The organism is Pseudomonas sp. TH41, from assembly GCF_016650695.1.
Taxonomy (GTDB): domain Bacteria; phylum Pseudomonadota; class Gammaproteobacteria; order Pseudomonadales; family Pseudomonadaceae; genus Aquipseudomonas.
Window position 1 is genome coordinate 184583 of the sequence record NZ_JAEKFH010000007.1, and the last position, 16239, is coordinate 200821.

Annotated in this window: 13 protein-coding genes; 6 read left to right on the plus strand and 7 right to left on the minus strand. The window is 59.4% G+C overall.

All coding sequences use genetic code 11. The annotated features are described in order from the left end of the window. Window positions 1-578: 578 nt before the first annotated feature. Both JFU37_RS27870 and purU read right to left on the minus strand, forming a co-directional pair. Window positions 579-776, minus strand: a complete 198-nt coding sequence (locus JFU37_RS27870; RefSeq protein ID WP_201120311.1) for a hypothetical protein — start codon at window positions 774-776, stop codon at window positions 579-581. A gap of 86 nt (window positions 777-862) precedes the next feature. After that, entirely contained in the window at window positions 863-1711 is an 849-nt protein-coding gene (purU, locus tag JFU37_RS27875) for a formyltetrahydrofolate deformylase (RefSeq protein WP_201120312.1), read from the minus strand. A 338-nt stretch (window positions 1712-2049) separates the two neighbouring features. On the opposite strand from purU, the gene mvaT reads away from it, so the two are divergent. Next, the gene (mvaT, locus tag JFU37_RS27880) at window positions 2050-2427 is read left to right on the plus strand and encodes a histone-like nucleoid-structuring protein MvaT (protein WP_008058684.1); all 378 of its coding nucleotides are present in this window, start codon (window positions 2050-2052) and stop codon (window positions 2425-2427) included. A 99-nt stretch (window positions 2428-2526) separates the two neighbouring features. Here the strand turns inward: mvaT and sbcB are convergent, their stop codons facing one another. From sbcB to JFU37_RS27895, 3 genes are all read right to left on the minus strand, one after another. Further along, window positions 2527-3957, minus strand: coding sequence for an exodeoxyribonuclease I (gene sbcB, locus JFU37_RS27885; protein WP_201120314.1), 1431 nt, complete (start codon window positions 3955-3957; stop codon window positions 2527-2529). A 248-nt stretch (window positions 3958-4205) separates the two neighbouring features. Beyond that, window positions 4206-4565, minus strand: coding sequence for a PilZ domain-containing protein (locus JFU37_RS27890; protein WP_201120316.1), 360 nt, complete (start codon window positions 4563-4565; stop codon window positions 4206-4208). A gap of 237 nt (window positions 4566-4802) precedes the next feature. Further along, complete coding sequence (locus JFU37_RS27895; RefSeq protein ID WP_201120317.1) at window positions 4803-5177, minus strand: tetratricopeptide repeat protein; 375 nt, start codon at window positions 5175-5177, stop codon at window positions 4803-4805. 157 nt (window positions 5178-5334) lie between these two features. Between JFU37_RS27895 and pyk the strand changes: the two genes are divergently transcribed. Beyond that, the gene (gene pyk / locus JFU37_RS27900) at window positions 5335-6786 is read left to right on the plus strand and encodes a pyruvate kinase (protein WP_201120318.1); all 1452 of its coding nucleotides are present in this window, start codon (window positions 5335-5337) and stop codon (window positions 6784-6786) included. 201 nt (window positions 6787-6987) lie between these two features. Here pyk and JFU37_RS27905 read toward each other — a convergent pair whose 3' ends face one another. Together JFU37_RS27905 and JFU37_RS27910 are read right to left on the minus strand one after the other, a co-directional pair. Next, window positions 6988-7923, minus strand: coding sequence for an iron-sulfur-binding ferredoxin reductase (locus JFU37_RS27905; RefSeq protein WP_201120319.1), 936 nt, complete (start codon window positions 7921-7923; stop codon window positions 6988-6990). Continuing rightward, window positions 7916-9022, minus strand: a complete 1107-nt coding sequence (locus JFU37_RS27910; protein ID WP_201120324.1) for a GGDEF domain-containing protein — start codon at window positions 9020-9022, stop codon at window positions 7916-7918. The genes JFU37_RS27905 and JFU37_RS27910 overlap by 8 nt, the downstream gene beginning before the upstream one ends. Before the next feature lie 450 nt (window positions 9023-9472). Between JFU37_RS27910 and JFU37_RS27915 the strand changes: the two genes are divergently transcribed. From JFU37_RS27915 to JFU37_RS27930, 4 genes are all read left to right on the plus strand, one after another. Next, window positions 9473-10996 (plus strand): fumarate hydratase, encoded by a 1524-nt coding sequence (locus tag JFU37_RS27915; protein WP_057960547.1) that lies wholly within the window; start codon window positions 9473-9475, stop codon window positions 10994-10996. Between the two features lie 251 nt (window positions 10997-11247). After that, window positions 11248-13014, plus strand: coding sequence for a sensor histidine kinase (locus tag JFU37_RS27920; RefSeq protein ID WP_201120326.1), 1767 nt, complete (start codon window positions 11248-11250; stop codon window positions 13012-13014). Further along, window positions 13008-14342 carry a sigma-54-dependent transcriptional regulator gene (locus tag JFU37_RS27925; RefSeq protein ID WP_201120327.1) on the plus strand — a complete coding sequence of 445 codons (1335 nt, stop codon included), beginning with the start codon at window positions 13008-13010 and terminating at the stop codon, window positions 14340-14342. Before JFU37_RS27920 ends, JFU37_RS27925 begins: the two co-directional genes overlap by 7 nt. 317 nt (window positions 14343-14659) lie before the next feature. Then, window positions 14660-15979, plus strand: a complete 1320-nt coding sequence (locus tag JFU37_RS27930; RefSeq protein WP_201120329.1) for an MFS transporter — start codon at window positions 14660-14662, stop codon at window positions 15977-15979. Window positions 15980-16239: the final 260 nt, after the last annotated feature.

Consider the following 16239-nt stretch of genomic DNA (forward strand, 5'->3'; position numbering starts at 1 on the left):
CCTGCGCAACGCCTGCGTTCGGCCTCTGGGAAAGGGGCAGGTAGATCAAAAGCCAAAGCAAGGGCAAGGGCAAGGGCAAGGGCAAGGGCAAGATCAAGAGCTTCGCGAGCAATGTAGGAGCGAGCTTGCTCGCGATGAATTCGAAGGCAACGCATTTTTCCAGACAGCACGCGTTATCGTTCACGTCCATCGCGAGCAAGCTCGCTCCTACATTGGATATTGGGGCGGCGTACCGCTTTTGATCCTCACCACTCATCAGGCCGAGCGTTAGCTCGCCTTCAGCTTTTGATCTCGATGCACCGCCCCCTCGAGAGGCCGAGTGGAGGTTCTGCGTAGTGGGCAACCCGGCATGGATGCCGGGTTAGCCGCGCACGGCCATGGATGGCCGATCGCGGCGGGCCCACGGAGCAGGACCGGAGCGAGGGCATGCCGAGCCACAGCGAGGCACCGAACGAAAGGGGCATGAGCGCTTTGGTTACTTTCGCGCTTTTCGAAAGTGACTCGCTGTAAAAGCGAAACCAATAGCGGCGGCTACCCAAAAAACGGATATACACACAATCAAAGACCCCAACCAGACTTCACAGCCTCTGCAACAGTACCCCATCGCCAGCAGATACAAGTTCAGACTCAGGATTCAACGCCTCCCACAACTCGGCAGCACCGGGAAACTCCGTGCCATCTTCCGGGCTCATGTCATCCGGGTCGTAGCGGCTCAAACATCCCTCGCCCACTGTGGCGGGGGCCTTGGAAGTGGCTTTGTCCAGTGGATCGGCCATGATCATGTCCTCAGTGCAGAAACGGCGAAGGGCCTGGAGCGATTGAACGCCCAGGCCCTTCGAATTTCAACCGTGCCGTATTGCTATCAGAACACTACGGTTTTGTTGCCATGCACCAACACCCGGTCTTCCAGGTGATAACGCAGACCGCGAGCCAGCACCATCTTCTCGACGTCACGACCGAAACGCACCATGTCTTCGATACTGTCGCTGTGGCTCACACGCACCACGTCCTGTTCGATGATCGGACCAGCGTCCAGCTCTTCGGTCACGTAGTGGCAAGTAGCACCAATCAACTTCACGCCGCGCAAGGAGGCTTGATGATACGGCTTGGCACCGACGAACGACGGCAGGAAGCTGTGGTGAATGTTGATGACCTTGTGGGCATATTCGCGGCACAACTCCGGTGGCAGGATTTGCATGTAACGGGCAAGTACGACCACTTCGGCATCGTGCTGTTTAACCAGGCGCGAGACTTCGGCAAACGCCGGCTCTTTGTCCTGCGAGTTGACCGGTACGTGGTAATAAGGAATACCGTGCCACTCAACCATGCTGCGCAGGTCATCATGGTTGGAAATCACGCAGGAAATTTCGCAGTCCAGTTCATCACTGTGCCAGCGATGCAGCAAGTCGGCCAGGCAGTGGGACTCGCGGCTGGCCATCAACACCACGCGCTTCTTCTGCGCCGTATCAGTGATGCGCCAGTCCATCGAGAACTCTTGCGCAATCGGTGCAAATGCTTCGCGCAATGCTTCGATACCAAAAGGCAGCGAGTCGGCACGAATTTCGTGACGCATGAAGAACCAGTCACTGAGATTGTCCGAGTGATGGCTCGCTTCAGTGATCCAGCCGTTATGTGACGCCAGAAAGTTACTGACTTTAGCAACGATGCCGACGCGGTCCGGGCAAGAGATCACCAGCCGAAAAGTGCGCATGAGGGGGAAACTCCAGAACTTCGCAAAGGCCGTCATTCTAGCCATTGCGCAGCAAAACTGCAGTATTGATGATGCCTTGCCTTGCGCGTTGGTCCGGTGACACAGGTTCTGGCATTACCCTCATCCCGCGCGATGGTGCTCTTGTAGCCAATCTTCAAGAGCTCATTTGTGAATATCTGTGACGACTGCATCAGGCTAATTAAGTGCATTCCAATTTATGCGCTATTCACCGGAACTAAATTAAATAAACACCGGTTAAATGTTTACTTGATGAAACACCCTGACTATTATTGCCTCACTGTCTCCTGCCATCCAGCGCCCTACATAAGGTAATCCTCATGTCCTTGATCAACGAATATCGTGCCACCGAAGAAGCTATCAAAGAGCTGCAAGCCCGTTTGAAAAATCTGTCCCAAGACGACAAACTGCAAACCGAGCTGGAATTCGAAGGCAAACTGCGCACCCTGATGGGCGAATACTCCAAGTCCCTGCGTGACATCATCGCGCTGCTGGACCCGGAAGCCAAAACCAAGGCTCCACGTGGCGGCGCAGTAAAAACTACCGGCACCAAACGTGCCCGCAAAGTTAAACAATACAAAAACCCGCACAACGGCGAAGTCATCGAAACCAAAGGTGGCAACCACAAAACTCTGAAAGAGTGGAAAGCCAAGTGGGGCGGTGACGTGGTTGAAGGCTGGGCTACTCTGCTGGGCTAAGCCGCAGAGCTTGTCGCGGACTGATCCGCGATGAAAAGAACGCCAGCTGATGCTGGCGTTTTTTTATGCCCGATTGTCGAGCCATGGACATATTCGTTTTCAAACATTCAAACGTTTGCGTAATCCCTGCACATAATCCTGCCATTCATTCAGCACCTGTCGCTGAAACGATGTAGCCGTAATGTTCAATTGCGCTGCGGCCTCTACGAAAGTTTCCAGTGTATTGGGTGCCCCCCACTCAAGGTCTGACAAACGTTGCTGACAGAATATTCGCCAACGTTCTTGCTCTTCAAAATTCAACGTATCGGGGAAGTTACGTGCGCGATATCGAAACAATAATTCCGGCAAACGTTCATCATCGAAAGGCCATTGCTGTTGCGCCAATTGCACGGGATCGGCCGTTCTGACTTGCTCACATAAACGCCGATCCCGATCACCGATAAAACCATCGTATAACTGTTGCTCAGGATCTTGGCTCGAGGAAAAGTCTTCGCTCGCATAAATCGCCAAAACTTTATCGTGCCACACTTTTTGTGCGTCACTTAGTCGCAGCGCCCGCGCCTGATAGAGCGCCATGTCCAGCTCAAGACGCTGCTGATCGACAGGACGAAGTACCGACAACGGCGCCACCACCGGACATTTATTGATGTGGATAAGCTTGAGTGGCACCGGCAACTCGCCCTCGACCAGTTCATCGCGGCGGGTATACAACCGCTGGCGCAATGCTTCGGCATCCAGATCAAGCAGGTTTTGAGGATCCAGGTGCAGGTCACAGACAATCAGGGCGTTACGGTTACGGGGATGCCACGCCAGTGGCAGCACCACACCGACATAGTTGCGTGCTGCCGAAAAACGCCCGGAAACATGCACCATCGGCTGCAAGAGTCGAACCTGATCCATTACCCGTTGTTTGCCGCGTAACTGAAACAGCCAGTCATATAGTTTTGGCTGTTTTTCCCGTATCAAGCGTGCAAGGGCGATGGTAGCGCGAACGTCCGACAGCGCTTCGTGGGCATTCCCGTGATCAATACCGTTGGCGGCGGTCAGGCGCTCAAGTTTGAGCGTAATCCGCCCCTCGTCGTCTTTCGGCCAAACAAGGCCATCAGGGCGCAAGGCATACGCCGCCCGCACCACATCGATCAGGTCCCAGCGGCTGTTACCGCCCTGCCACTCGCGCGCGTAAGGGTCGAAAAAGTTTCGGTACAAGCTGTATCGGGTCATTTCGTCGTCGAAACGCAGCGTGTTGTACCCCGCTCCACAGGTGCCGGGCATGGCGAGTTGAGCATGCACTCGGGTCATGAAATCGGCTTCGCTCAGTCCTTGCTCGGCCAGCCGGCCGGGCGTAATACCGGTGATCGCGCAGGCGGCAGGGTGCGGCAGGATGTCGTCGCTGGGCTGGCAGTAGAGATTGACCGGCTCGTCGATTTCATTGAGATCGACGTCGGTGCGAATCCCCGCCATTTGTAGCGGGCGGTCGCAACGGGGGTTGATGCCAGTGGTTTCATAGTCGTACCAGAAGATCGAGGTCACGGGCGATTCCTGAACTGAAGATCGGCGAAGTCTAGGCGTTCACATCCCGCCCCGGCCAGTAGTCTCGCAAAAAGGCTGGGGCCGGCGTTGGTGACGCTCTATTTGAATTGGAGCCGAGGTGTTGTCGCGTAGGATTGGGCACACCTGTAGGAGCGAGCTTGCTCGCGAAGGACGTTAACGATAACGCGTTCTTGCTGAACAAACGCGTTGCTCTCAAGTCCTTCGCGAGCAGCTCGCTCCTACGGTTATCAGGCAGACGCCGGCAACGGCTGAAAACTGAAGTACTGGCGCAGCGCACTGACCAGTTGCCCATATTCCGGCGGTGCCCGTTGCAGGCTAAAACCGGCGTCATAGTGATGGGGGTTAGCATCTTCATGGCACCACAAACAACACGCCCGCACATCAATGACCTGCAGAAGGCCGCCACTCGCGGGGATTTTCAGGCGCAGATCGAAATCGGCGCCGATCATCATCGGCAACTGACTGATGAGCATCAGCCCGTCTTCGCTCACGTTGCCCAGGAAGCCAATGGGTTTGTCGGTGATGCTATTGAACACTCTCAGAAAATACGGCAGTTGATGCCGCTCGATCCGGCGGTCAGTGAACATACTGAATTCGCTACGCAAGACCCTTAAGCAGGGCCGCACTAATGCTTCGGAACGGGTCTGCATGGCAAGCAAACGCGCTCTCCCCGATCCCGGTACGACAGCCCAGGGAGCCGCTGCCGCTTACGTCTGCCGATCACAGGTGTTACGCCGGTTTAGCGGCACGACTGCAAAACCGGTTCCTTCAACTATAGCTCACCACCCTCCATCAGTCGGCCAGCCTTTACATGACAGCGGCAATCAGAACTGGGTCGGGCGCACGGCCGCGGCGGAACGCGTCGGGTAATGACCCAGGCTCTGCAAGGTTTCCAGCCGTGCGCGCGCGCGATAGGCGTACTCGCTTTGCGGATACGACGCGATGATGTACTGGTAAGTCTGGGCCGCATCGATAAACATCTTCTGACGCTCCAGGCATTGGCCGCGCATCATCGACACTTCCGGTTGCACATAGCGCCGCTCGCGGCTGGCGCGGTCGACCTTGGACAGTTCAAGCATCACTTGCTCGCAATTGCCCCGGTCATAGGCGCTGTAGGCGTTATTCAAATGATGGTTCATCGACCAACGGGTGCAGCCCACTACACTGAGGGCAAGGGCGGCTATGAGCACGAATCGCATGGGGGTTCTCCTGTCTTGAGCTCTGTATCGACCCGTTGGCGAAAATCTTCAGGAATGTTCATTTAAAGAAACAAGCGAATAAGTAGTGCACACGAACAATGACTACAACCGGAGAGCATAGTAGCCTCACTCAGCGCTTGAACTCAGGAGTCTTTGCATGTCCGTCCGTCGTACCAAAATCGTCGCTACCCTTGGCCCGGCCAGTAACTCGCCGGAAGTTCTCGAACAGCTGATTCTGGCTGGCCTGGACGTCGCCCGCCTGAACTTCTCCCACGGCACCCCCGACGAGCACAAGGCTCGCGCGAAGCTGGTGCGTGACCTCGCTGCCAAGCACGGGCGCTTCGTCGCCCTGCTGGGCGATCTGCAAGGCCCGAAAATCCGTATCGCCAAATTCGCCAACAAGAAGATCGAGCTGAAGATCGGTGATCAATTCACCTTCTCCACCAGCCATCCGTTGACCGAAGGCAACCAGCAAGTGGTCGGCATCGACTACCCGGATCTGGTCAAGGACTGCGGCGTAGGCGACGAGCTGCTGCTCGACGATGGTCGCGTGGTCATGCGCGTTGATACTGCCAACGCCACCGAACTGAATTGCACTGTACTGATCGGCGGCCCGCTGTCCGACCATAAAGGCATCAACCGTCGCGGCGGCGGTCTGACGGCTCCGGCCCTGACTGAAAAAGACAAGGCCGACATCAAGCTCGCCGCCGAGATGCAAGTCGACTACCTCGCCGTGTCCTTCCCGCGTGATGCGGCCGACATGGAATACGCCCGTCAACTGCGCGACGAGGCCGGCGGTACTGCCTGGCTGGTGGCGAAGATCGAACGCGCCGAAGCCGTAGCCGACGACGACACCCTCGATGCGCTGATCAATGCCTCCGACGCGGTGATGGTTGCCCGTGGTGACCTGGGCGTGGAAATCGGCGACGCCGAGCTGGTAGGCATTCAGAAGAAAATCATTCTGCATGCACGCCGCCACAACAAGGCTGTGATTGTTGCGACCCAGATGATGGAGTCGATGATCCAGAACCCGATGCCGACCCGCGCCGAAGTGTCCGACGTGGCCAACGCCGTGCTCGACTACACCGACGCCGTGATGCTCTCGGCTGAAAGTGCCGCGGGCCTGTACCCGCTGGAAGCGGTGCAAGCCATGGCGCGCATCTGCGTCGGCGCTGAAAAGCACCCGACCAGCAAGACCTCAAGCCACCGTATCGGCAAGGTCTTCGAAAGCTGCGACCAGAGCATCGCCCTGGCGGCCATGTACACGGCCAACCACTTCCCGGGCGTGAAAGCGATCATCGCGTTGACCGAAAGTGGCTACACGCCGTTGATCATGTCGCGCATCCGCTCTTCGGTGCCGATCTACGCGTTCTCCCCGCACCGCGAAACCCAGGCTCGCGCAGCCATGTTCCGTGGCGTCTACACCGTACCGTTCGACCCGGCGTCCCTGCCGCCTGAGCAAGTCAGCCAGGCTGCGATCGACGAGTTGCTCAAGCGCGGTGTTGTCGAGAAAGGCGACTGGGTCATCCTGACCAAGGGCGACAGCTACCACACCATCGGCGGCACCAACGGGATGAAAATCCTGCACGTTGGCGACCCGATGGTCTGAGTGATCGACCGCTGAAAAACAAAAGCCCCGCCCTGTGAATGGCGGGGCTTTTGCGTTTCTGGGCCTGAAGGTGTGTTGCCTGGACAACCCCCCTTCGCGAGCAGGCTCGCTCCCACACTGACCTCACAAACACTGGAGATTAAATGTGGGAGCGAGCCTGCTCGCGAAGGGGCCCGCACAGGCACCGAAGAAAATCAGCGCTCAACCACGCGTCAGGAAAACATCGGCCAGCAGTTGATTGCGCGGCAGTCCCGCCAGGTACAAACGTCGGGAAAAGGCGTCGACGCTGTCGGGAGACCCGCAGACCAGCGCCAGGGTTTGCCGTGAAACCAGGCGCAGTTGCGCTAATGCTTCTGGCAACCCGGCGGGGGTCCAGAGCTCGATGCTGAGGTTCGGGCGACTGGCGGCCATGGCTTGCAGGGGCTTGGTCAGATAGTGCTCACTGGCATCATGGGCCAAGTGAATGACGCGGATGACGCCCTGATGATCCTGACGCAACGCTTCGCGCAAGACGCCGAACAAAGGCCCCAGACCGGTGCCGGAGGCCATCAGCCAAAGCGGTCGATTGTGCCAGTCAGCGTCATAATGCAAGGCGCCGCCGCGCAACTCACCGAGGTTGATCGAATCACCGATCCGCAGCTGGCGCGCGGCATCGCTGAAGGCTCCCGGCTGACGACAATCGATATGGAACTCCAGAAAGCGGTCTTCTTCCGGCAGGCTGGCCAAAGAATACGGCCTCGCCACGTTACCGGCCCACAACACCAGATGCTGCCCGGCGCCGTAGCGCAAAGGTCGTTGTGGGGTCAGGCGCAAACGCAGCACGCTGGCACTCAACCAATCGACGGCCGCGACCTCGGCCGGGCATCCGTCCCGCTCCGGGTCAAAGGTGTGCACCTGTAAATCTTCGGTCACCTGACACTGGCAGGCCAGGCGCCAGCCTTGCTGACGCTGGTCAGCGCTCAAGGCATCAGGTCGGCTGTCGCTGGGCAGCCCTTGCACACACTGCACCAGACACGCATGGCAACTGCCGGCGCGACAGCTGTAAGGCACTGACACGCCATTCTGATTCAACGCATCCAGCAAATTGCTGCCGGTCGCCACCGACCATTGGCGTTCACCCACGCGCAATTCAGGCATCAACGTTCTCCCACGCCGCCGCGCAACGATTACGGCCGTCACGTTTAGCACGATAGAGTGCCTGATCCGCCCGCTGCAAAGCGTCGTCGAGATCATCGCCCAGTTCCAGCAGCGTCATGCCGCCACTAAGGCTGAGGTTGCTCACATTAAGGCCGATCAACTCGACATCGGTGAACGCAATGCGCAGCCGTTCGCAACACGAGGTCAATCGCTCGGCATTGCAATCGGGCAATAACACCACAAACTCTTCGCCACCGTAGCGGGCCAGCACATCCCCCTCGCGCAGGCAGGCAGTGGCAACGCCGGCAAAGGCTTGCAGCACCTGATCGCCGGCGGCGTGACCGTGGAAATCGTTGATCCGTTTGAAATGGTCGAGGTCGATCAGCGCCAGGCCATGCACGACCCCGACTTCCATGGTGTTCAACTCGCGGGAGGCCAGGCGCAGGAAATGTCGGCGATTGAACAGCCCGGTCAGCTCATCGGTCGCCACCAGGTCTTCGAGCTGGCGCATCATCCCGCGCAGCGTGTCCTGGTGCGCCTGCAACGCAAACCGCCGCTGACGCATGCGTTGCCGCGAGGCCTGGACGTGACGGGCATACAGCACCAGCCAGACCAGCACAATAAACAGCACACACACCTGCAGCACCGCCAATGCCGGATCGGCTAACTGGAAGTGGTAGCCCTCCCAAAGCGTGATCGCGCTGAAACTGAAGAAGACCAACAGCGCACATCGAGTCAAGGACCGGCGTGACAGATGGAACAGACCAAACAGCAGAATCAGTACGTAGAACACCAGAAAGGCGCCGCGAGCCACATCCAGATGGGCGATCAGCCAGGTTTGCCAACCCAGCCCCAGCAATACTTGCGCTTCGGTCAGGCTCGGGTCGTTGAACCGAAGGTTGAAACCTGAATAAAACACCGCGAAAAGCGTCGCCTGGCTGATGACGACAAGCGCACTGCCGACGGCCACGCTGGCTAATGGCTCATCGTAGTGGCCAGTGAAAAACGCCAACCACAGCAGGACCAGAGCCAGGGCGTAAGTGCCGGCTGCGAGGGCAAAGCGTTTGAGCAAAAGGCGCTGGAGGGCGTTATGGGTCAATCGTTGACTCACCGTGCGAAAGGAGGCTGTTGGAGTGGCTACTCTACAGGCCGAATGCCACTTTAGTGGCGTGTCTGATAAATGACCATTCAATTTTAGGGTCTGAAAAAATTGGCGCCAAAGCCATGAGCCCGATGAACCGATTACCTGTGGCGAGGGGATTTATCCCCGTTCGACTGCGAAGCAGTCGTCAATCCGACACACGCGGTATACCTGATGTACCGAGGTGCAGCTTTTGGGGCGGCTTCGCCACCCAACGGGGATAAATCCCCTCGCCACAAGATTGACCGTCGGCGCGTGTACCCACTCGCGAGGCGCGGTATACTGCCGCGCCTTTTTAGCGTCGCGCCAGCACCCCGGCGTGCCTTGTAAAGGTGCTTGCAACCGACCGATGCACCCAAGCTGCAAGCACCTTATTGAATGTTCCCGTCTTTTAGAGGAGCGCGACTCATGACCGTGATCAAGCAAGACGACCTGATTCAGAGCGTTGCCGACGCCCTGCAGTTCATTTCCTATTACCACCCCGTTGATTTCATCCAGGCGATGCACGAGGCCTACCTGCGTGAAGAATCGCCGGCAGCTCGCGATTCGATGGCGCAAATCCTGATCAACTCGCGTATGTGCGCCACCGGCCACCGCCCGATTTGCCAGGACACCGGCATCGTCACCGTCTTCGTCCGCGTGGGCATGGACGTACGTTGGGATGGCGCCACCATGGGCCTGGACGACATGATCAACGAAGGCGTGCGCCGGGCTTACAACCTGCCGGAAAACGTCCTGCGTGCTTCGATCCTCGCCGACCCGGCGGGCGCTCGTAAAAACACCAAGGACAACACCCCGGCCGTTATCCACTACTCCATCGTTCCGGGTAACACCGTGGAAGTGGACGTGGCAGCCAAGGGCGGCGGTTCCGAGAACAAGTCGAAAATGGCCATGCTCAATCCGTCCGACTCGATCGTCGACTGGGTACTGAAGACCGTTCCGACCATGGGCGCCGGCTGGTGCCCACCGGGCATGCTGGGCATCGGCATCGGCGGCACCGCCGAGAAAGCCGCGGTGATGGCCAAGGAAGTGTTGATGGAATCCATCGACATTCACGAGCTGAAAAAGCGCGGCCCGTCCAACCGTATCGAAGAGATGCGTCTGGAGCTGTTCGAGAAGGTCAACCAACTGGGCATCGGCGCCCAGGGCCTGGGTGGCCTGACCACCGTGCTCGACGTGAAGATCATGGACTACCCGACTCACGCCGCTTCGTTGCCGGTGTGCATGATCCCCAACTGCGCCGCCACCCGTCACGCGCACTTTGTGCTCGACGGTTCGGGGCCTGCGTCCCTGGAAGCGCCACCGCTGGACGCCTACCCGGAAATCGTCTGGGAAGCCGGTCCATCGGCCCGTCGCGTCAACCTCGACACCCTGACCCCGGAAGACGTGCAGAGCTGGAAGCCGGGCGAAACCGTCCTGCTCAACGGCAAGATGCTCACCGGTCGCGACGCGGCGCACAAGCGCATGGTCGAGATGCTGAACAAGGGTGAAACCTTGCCGGTGGACCTCAAAGGTCGCTTCATCTACTACGTCGGCCCGGTCGATCCGGTACGCGAAGAAGTGGTAGGCCCTGCCGGTCCGACCACCGCCACGCGGATGGACAAGTTCACCCGTCAGATCCTCGAGCAAACCGGCCTGCTGGGCATGATCGGCAAATCCGAGCGCGGCCCGACCGCGATCGAAGCGATCAAGGACCACAAAGCCGTTTACCTGATGGCAGTTGGCGGCGCGGCTTACCTGGTGGCGCAAGCCATCAAGAAATCCCGCGTAGTGGCTTTCGCCGAACTGGGCATGGAAGCGATCTACGAGTTCGACGTCAAAGACATGCCGGTCACCGTTGCAGTCGATAGCAAGGGTGAGTCGGTACACATCACCGGTCCTGCCATCTGGCAGAAAAAGATCAGTGAAAGCCTGGCGGTAGAAGTGCAGTAAACGCTTCGACTGACACAGCAAAGGCGACAGGGGTCATGCTCCTGTCGCCTTTTTTATTGCCCATTGTTTTGCTCATGCTTGCTCTTGTGGGAGCGAGCTTGCTCGCGATGGACGTTAACGATAATGCGTTTATTCAGGAAGTACGCGTTATCGTTAACGTCCATCACGAGCAAGCTCGCTCCTACAGTGGGATGACGGGGGAAGCCCATGTTATGGTGCGGGCCCTCCCGAATACGTGTGTAATGCCCCGCATGTCTGAGTTTTCGCGCCCTCTGCGCCTGACGTTGTACACCGTTGTGATCCTCGCCGGCGCCGCCCTCGCAGCCACCCTGGCCATGCGTCACGCCGAGCGTCAGGCCTTGGTGGAAGACGCTGCCCGCGCCAATCAGCAGCTGGCGCTGTACGCCACGTCACTGCACACCCTGATCGAACGTTACCGCGCCCTGCCCGCCGTGCTGGCGCTGGACCCGGAATTGCGTTCGGCGCTCAAGGGGTCGGTGAGCCCCGGGCAACAGGACGCGCTGAACCGCAAGCTGGAAAAGATCAACGGGGCCGCCGAGTCCTCGACCCTCGAACTGCTCGATCACACCGGCCTGGCCGTGGCGGCGAGCAACTGGCGCTTGCCCAGTAGTTATGTCGGCCACAACTACGGTTTTCGTCCCTACTTCAGCCAGACCCGCACCCAGGGCACCGGGCGTTTTTATGCGGTGGGCGTGACCAGCGGGATTCCGGGTTACTTCCTGTCCAGCGCCGTCACTGATGACGACGGCGGGTTTCTCGGCGCGATGGTGGTGAAACTCGAGTTTCCGGAACTGGAGCGCGAATGGAGCCAGGGCAGCGACACGCTGTTGGTCAGCGACGCACGGGGGATCATCTTCATCGCCAACCAGCCGGGCTGGCGCTATCGCTCGCTGAAACCGTTGAACGACAGTGATCACGCCGAACTCAAGGCCACCCGCCAATACGACAAGCAGCCGCTGACGCTGCTTGACTATCAATCGCTGCGACGCTTCGACGACAACAGTGACCTGGCACGGGTCGATGGCCCCGACGGAAAGAAGGATTACCTGTGGGAATCCCTGCCGCTGGCCACCGAAGGCTGGACGCTGCACCTGTTGCGCCGCCCGCAAGTCGCCTTCGAAGACAGCCGCAACGCCGCGCTCGCCGCTGCCGGATTGTGGCTGACGCTGGTGTTCCTGCTGCTGTTTCTCAACCAGCGCTGGCGCCTGGCGAAAATGCGCCAGCGCAGTCGCGAAGAACTCGAACAACTGGTGGAAGAACGCACCCGCGACTTGCGCACCGCGCAAGATGGGCTGGTGCAATCGGCCAAACTCGCTGCTCTTGGCCAGATGTCTGCTGCGCTGGCCCATGAGATCAACCAGCCGCTGACCGCGCAGCGCATGCAACTCGCGACGCTGCGCCTGCTGCTCGATCACGGCCGGGTCGACGACGCCTACAAGGCGCTCAAACCAGTGGATGACATGCTGACGCGCATGGCGGCTCTCACCGGCCACCTGAAAACCTTCGCCCGCAAAAGCCCCAGCGGCTTGCGCGAACGTCTTGATCTTGCCGCCGTGGTCGACCAATCGTTGCACCTGCTCGACACAAGGTTGCGCGATGAACAGGTCAGCACCGTCTTGCACCTGACGCGCCCGGCCTGGGTGCGCGGCGATGCGATTCGTCTGGAACAGGTGTTGATCAATCTGCTGCGCAACGCCCTGGATGCGATGCAGGACAAACCCTGCAAGCGCCTGGAAATCCGCCTCGAAGCCGACGAACAACTCTGGCGCCTGACCGTCGCCGACAACGGTGGCGGCATCGCCGAAGACCATCTGCCGAAAGTGTTCGATCCGTTTTTCACCACCAAAGCGGTGGGCGATGGTCTGGGCATTGGCCTGGCGGTATCGTTTGCCATCGTTCACGAATCGGGCGGCCGCCTGAGTGCGGGCAATCAGGGCAACGGCGCCGTGTTCACCCTGACGCTGCCGATCGATCCGGAGGTGCCTGGCGCATGCTGAATTCAGTGATGGTGGTCGACGACGAAAGCAGCATCCGCAGTGCCGTCGAACAGTGGCTGAGCCTGTCGGGGTTCGAGGTGCAGCTGTTCAGCCGCGCCGATGAATGCCTGGCGCAGTTGCCCGAGCACTTCCCCGGCGTGATTCTCAGTGACGTGCGCATGCCCGGCATGACCGGTCTGCAATTGCTGGCCGAAGTGCAGCGCCGTGATGCCGACTTGCCGGTCATTTTGCTGACCGGCCACGGCGATGTGCCGATGGCCGTCGATGCGATGCGCGATGGCGCCTACGACTTTCTGGAAAAACCCTTCAGCCCCGAAACCCTGCTCGGCAGCTTGCGCCGCGCGTTGGACAAGCGCCGGCTGGTACTGGAAAACCGCGCCTTGCACCAGCTAGCGGACAACCGCGCAAAACTCGATGCGACATTGCTCGGGGTGTCCCGTGGTTTGCAGACCTTGCGTCGGCAGGTGCTGGACCTCGCGGCGTTGCCGGTCAACGTGTTGATCCGCGGTGAAACCGGCAGCGGCAAGGAATTGGTTGCCCGCTGCCTGCATGACTTCGGTCCGCGCGCCAGCCAGCCATTTGTGGCCCTCAATTGTGCGGCGATTCCGGAGCAGTTGTTCGAAGCCGAGCTGTTCGGTCACGAGAGCGGCGCCTTCACCGGCGCCCAGGGCAAACGCATCGGCAAGCTCGAATACGCCGATGGCGGCACGCTGTTTCTCGATGAAATCGAAAGCATGCCGCTGGCCCAGCAGGTGAAATTGCTGCGGGTATTGCAGGAGCAAAAGCTCGAGCGTCTGGGTTCGAACCAGAGCATTCGCGTGGACTTGCGGATCATTGCCGCGACCAAGCCCGACCTGCTGGATGAGGCTCGCGCCGGACGCTTTCGCGAAGATTTGGCCTATCGATTGAACGTGGCCGAGTTGCGTCTGCCGCCGTTGCGCGAACGTCGAGAAGATATTCCGATGCTGTTCGAATCATTTGCCCAACAGGCCGCCGAGCGCTTGGGCCGGACCTTTCCACCGTTGACCGGTCCGCAGTTGAGCCATCTGCTGAGCCACGACTGGCCGGGCAATGTGCGCGAACTGGCGAACGTTGCCGAGCGCCAGGTGTTGGGACTGGGCGAGCCTACACCTGCGGGCATCGATCCGGGGCAATCGCTGGCGGCGCAGCAGGAAGCGTTTGAAGCACATTGCTTGCGCGCGGCATTGACCCGGCACAAGGGGGATGTGAAAGCGGTGCTTGAAGAGCTGCAACTGCCGCGCCGCACGTTCAATGAAAAGATGCAGCGGCATGGCTTGACCCGTGAGATGTTTGTGCAAGGCAACTAAATCTTTGGTGTCTGGACTGGCTTCTTCGCGGGCAAGCCCGCTCCCACAGTGTCCGGGGTGTCCATACATTATGTGATCGCCACAAAACCTGTGGGAGCGGGCTTGCCCGCGAAGAGGCCGGCACAGACGGCACAAACCCAAGAGCCATATAAGCAATTTTCCGCTTACACCCAACTTCCAATAAGCGGATTTCCGCTCACTCAAACTTCAAAACCCCTCTAAACCGCCCCTCTCCCCCTTGGCACACCTCCTGCTATAGCCCTCGCAGGCTGCGTTTAAACGCGCTCCACAAAAACAATTAAACGAAGGATCCTTCAATGGATAACTCCAACGCCCTGCCCCTTGGGTCGGCTGCCGTGCCCGCCAAAGAACGAACCACGTCCAGCCGCATCAAATCGATCTTCAGCGGCTCGGTCGGCAACATGGTCGAGTGGTACGACTGGTACGTCTACGCCGCCTTCTCCCTGTACTTCGCCAAAGCCTTTTTCCCCAAAGGCGACACCACCGCACAACTGCTGAACACCGCCGCGATTTTCGCCGTGGGTTTCCTGATGCGCCCGATCGGTGGCTGGCTCATGGGCCTCTACGCGGACCGCGCCGGTCGCAAACGCGCGTTGATGGCCTCGGTCTATCTGATGTGCTTCGGCTCCCTGCTGATCGCCCTGAGCCCGGGTTACGAAACCATCGGCATCGGCGCGCCGATCCTGCTGGTGTTCGCGCGCTTGCTGCAAGGCCTGTCGGTCGGTGGCGAGTACGGCACCTCGGCGACTTACCTCAGCGAGATGGCGACCAAGGAACGTCGCGGCTTCTACTCCAGCTTCCAGTACGTGACCCTGATCTCTGGTCAGCTCATCGCCCTGGCGGTGTTGATCGTGCTGCAACAGACCCTGACCACCGAGCAACTCTACGATTGGGGCTGGCGCATCCCGTTCGCCATCGGCGCGCTGTGTGCCGTGGTCGCGCTTTACCTGCGTCGGGGCATGGAAGAAACCGAGTCGTTCACCAAGAAAGAGAAGGCCAAGGAAAGCGCGATGCGCACCTTGCTGCGCCATCCAAAGGAATTGATGACCGTGGTCGGCCTGACCATGGGCGGCACCCTGGCGTTCTACACCTACACCACGTACATGCAGAAATACCTGGTGAACACGGTCGGCATGAGCATCTCCGACTCCACCACGATTTCGGCGGCCACGTTGTTCCTGTTCATGTGTTTGCAACCGCTGGTGGGCGGGTTGTCGGATAAGGTCGGTCGTCGGCCGATCCTGATTGCCTTCGGCATCCTGGGGACACTGTTCACCGTGCCGATCCTGACCACCCTGCACACCGTTCAATCCTGGTGGGGCGCGTTCTTCCTGATCATGGCGGCGCTGATCATTGTCAGCGGCTACACCTCGATCAACGCGGTGGTCAAAGCCGAACTGTTCCCGACCGAGATTCGTGCGCTGGGCGTTGGTTTGCCGTACGCGCTGACCGTGTCGATCTTTGGCGGCACCGCTGAATACATCGCGCTGTGGTTCAAGAGCATTGGCATGGAAACCGGTTACTACTGGTATGTGACGGCGTGCATTGCGGTGTCGTTGCTGGTCTACGTGACCATGAAAGACACCCGCAAGCATTCGCGGATCGAGACGGACTAATCCAGGTCGTCTGTACCGGCCTCTTCGCGAGCAAGCTCGCTCCCACACTTGACCGCATTCTTCTGACAGAACTCGGTCAAATGTGGGAGCGGGCTTGCTCGCGAAGGCCGCGCCGCGGTTTCGCGTCGATCACAATCTGCTCCACCCCCCGCCAACACCCTCGGCAAATCCCTCCAGCAGATAACGATCGGTTAACGCTCCAGCAGCATTCTGCAGTTGACCGCATCCACATCAGCCTGACGCACGTATATCGGTTACAG

Bases quoted from the DNA above. Each gene is read 5' to 3' on its own strand.
- JFU37_RS27870 (WP_201120311.1), bottom strand. From the start codon at position 776: ATGGCCGATCCACTGGACAAAGCCACTTCCAAGGCCCCCGCCACAGTG.
- purU (WP_201120312.1), bottom strand. From the start codon at position 1,711: ATGCGCACTTTTCGGCTGGTGATCTCTTGCCCGGACCGCGTCGGCATC.
- mvaT (WP_008058684.1), top strand. From the start codon at position 2,050: ATGTCCTTGATCAACGAATATCGTGCCACCGAAGAAGCTATCAAAGAG.
- JFU37_RS27890 (WP_201120316.1), bottom strand. From the start codon at position 4,565: ATGTTCACTGACCGCCGGATCGAGCGGCATCAACTGCCGTATTTTCTG.
- JFU37_RS27895 (WP_201120317.1), bottom strand. From the start codon at position 5,177: ATGCGATTCGTGCTCATAGCCGCCCTTGCCCTCAGTGTAGTGGGCTGC.
- pyk (WP_201120318.1), top strand. From the start codon at position 5,335: ATGTCCGTCCGTCGTACCAAAATCGTCGCTACCCTTGGCCCGGCCAGT.
- JFU37_RS27905 (WP_201120319.1), bottom strand. From the start codon at position 7,923: ATGCCTGAATTGCGCGTGGGTGAACGCCAATGGTCGGTGGCGACCGGC.
- JFU37_RS27915 (WP_057960547.1), top strand. From the start codon at position 9,473: ATGACCGTGATCAAGCAAGACGACCTGATTCAGAGCGTTGCCGACGCC.
- JFU37_RS27920 (WP_201120326.1), top strand. From the start codon at position 11,248: ATGTCTGAGTTTTCGCGCCCTCTGCGCCTGACGTTGTACACCGTTGTG.
- JFU37_RS27925 (WP_201120327.1), top strand. From the start codon at position 13,008: ATGCTGAATTCAGTGATGGTGGTCGACGACGAAAGCAGCATCCGCAGT.
- JFU37_RS27930 (WP_201120329.1), top strand. From the start codon at position 14,660: ATGGATAACTCCAACGCCCTGCCCCTTGGGTCGGCTGCCGTGCCCGCC.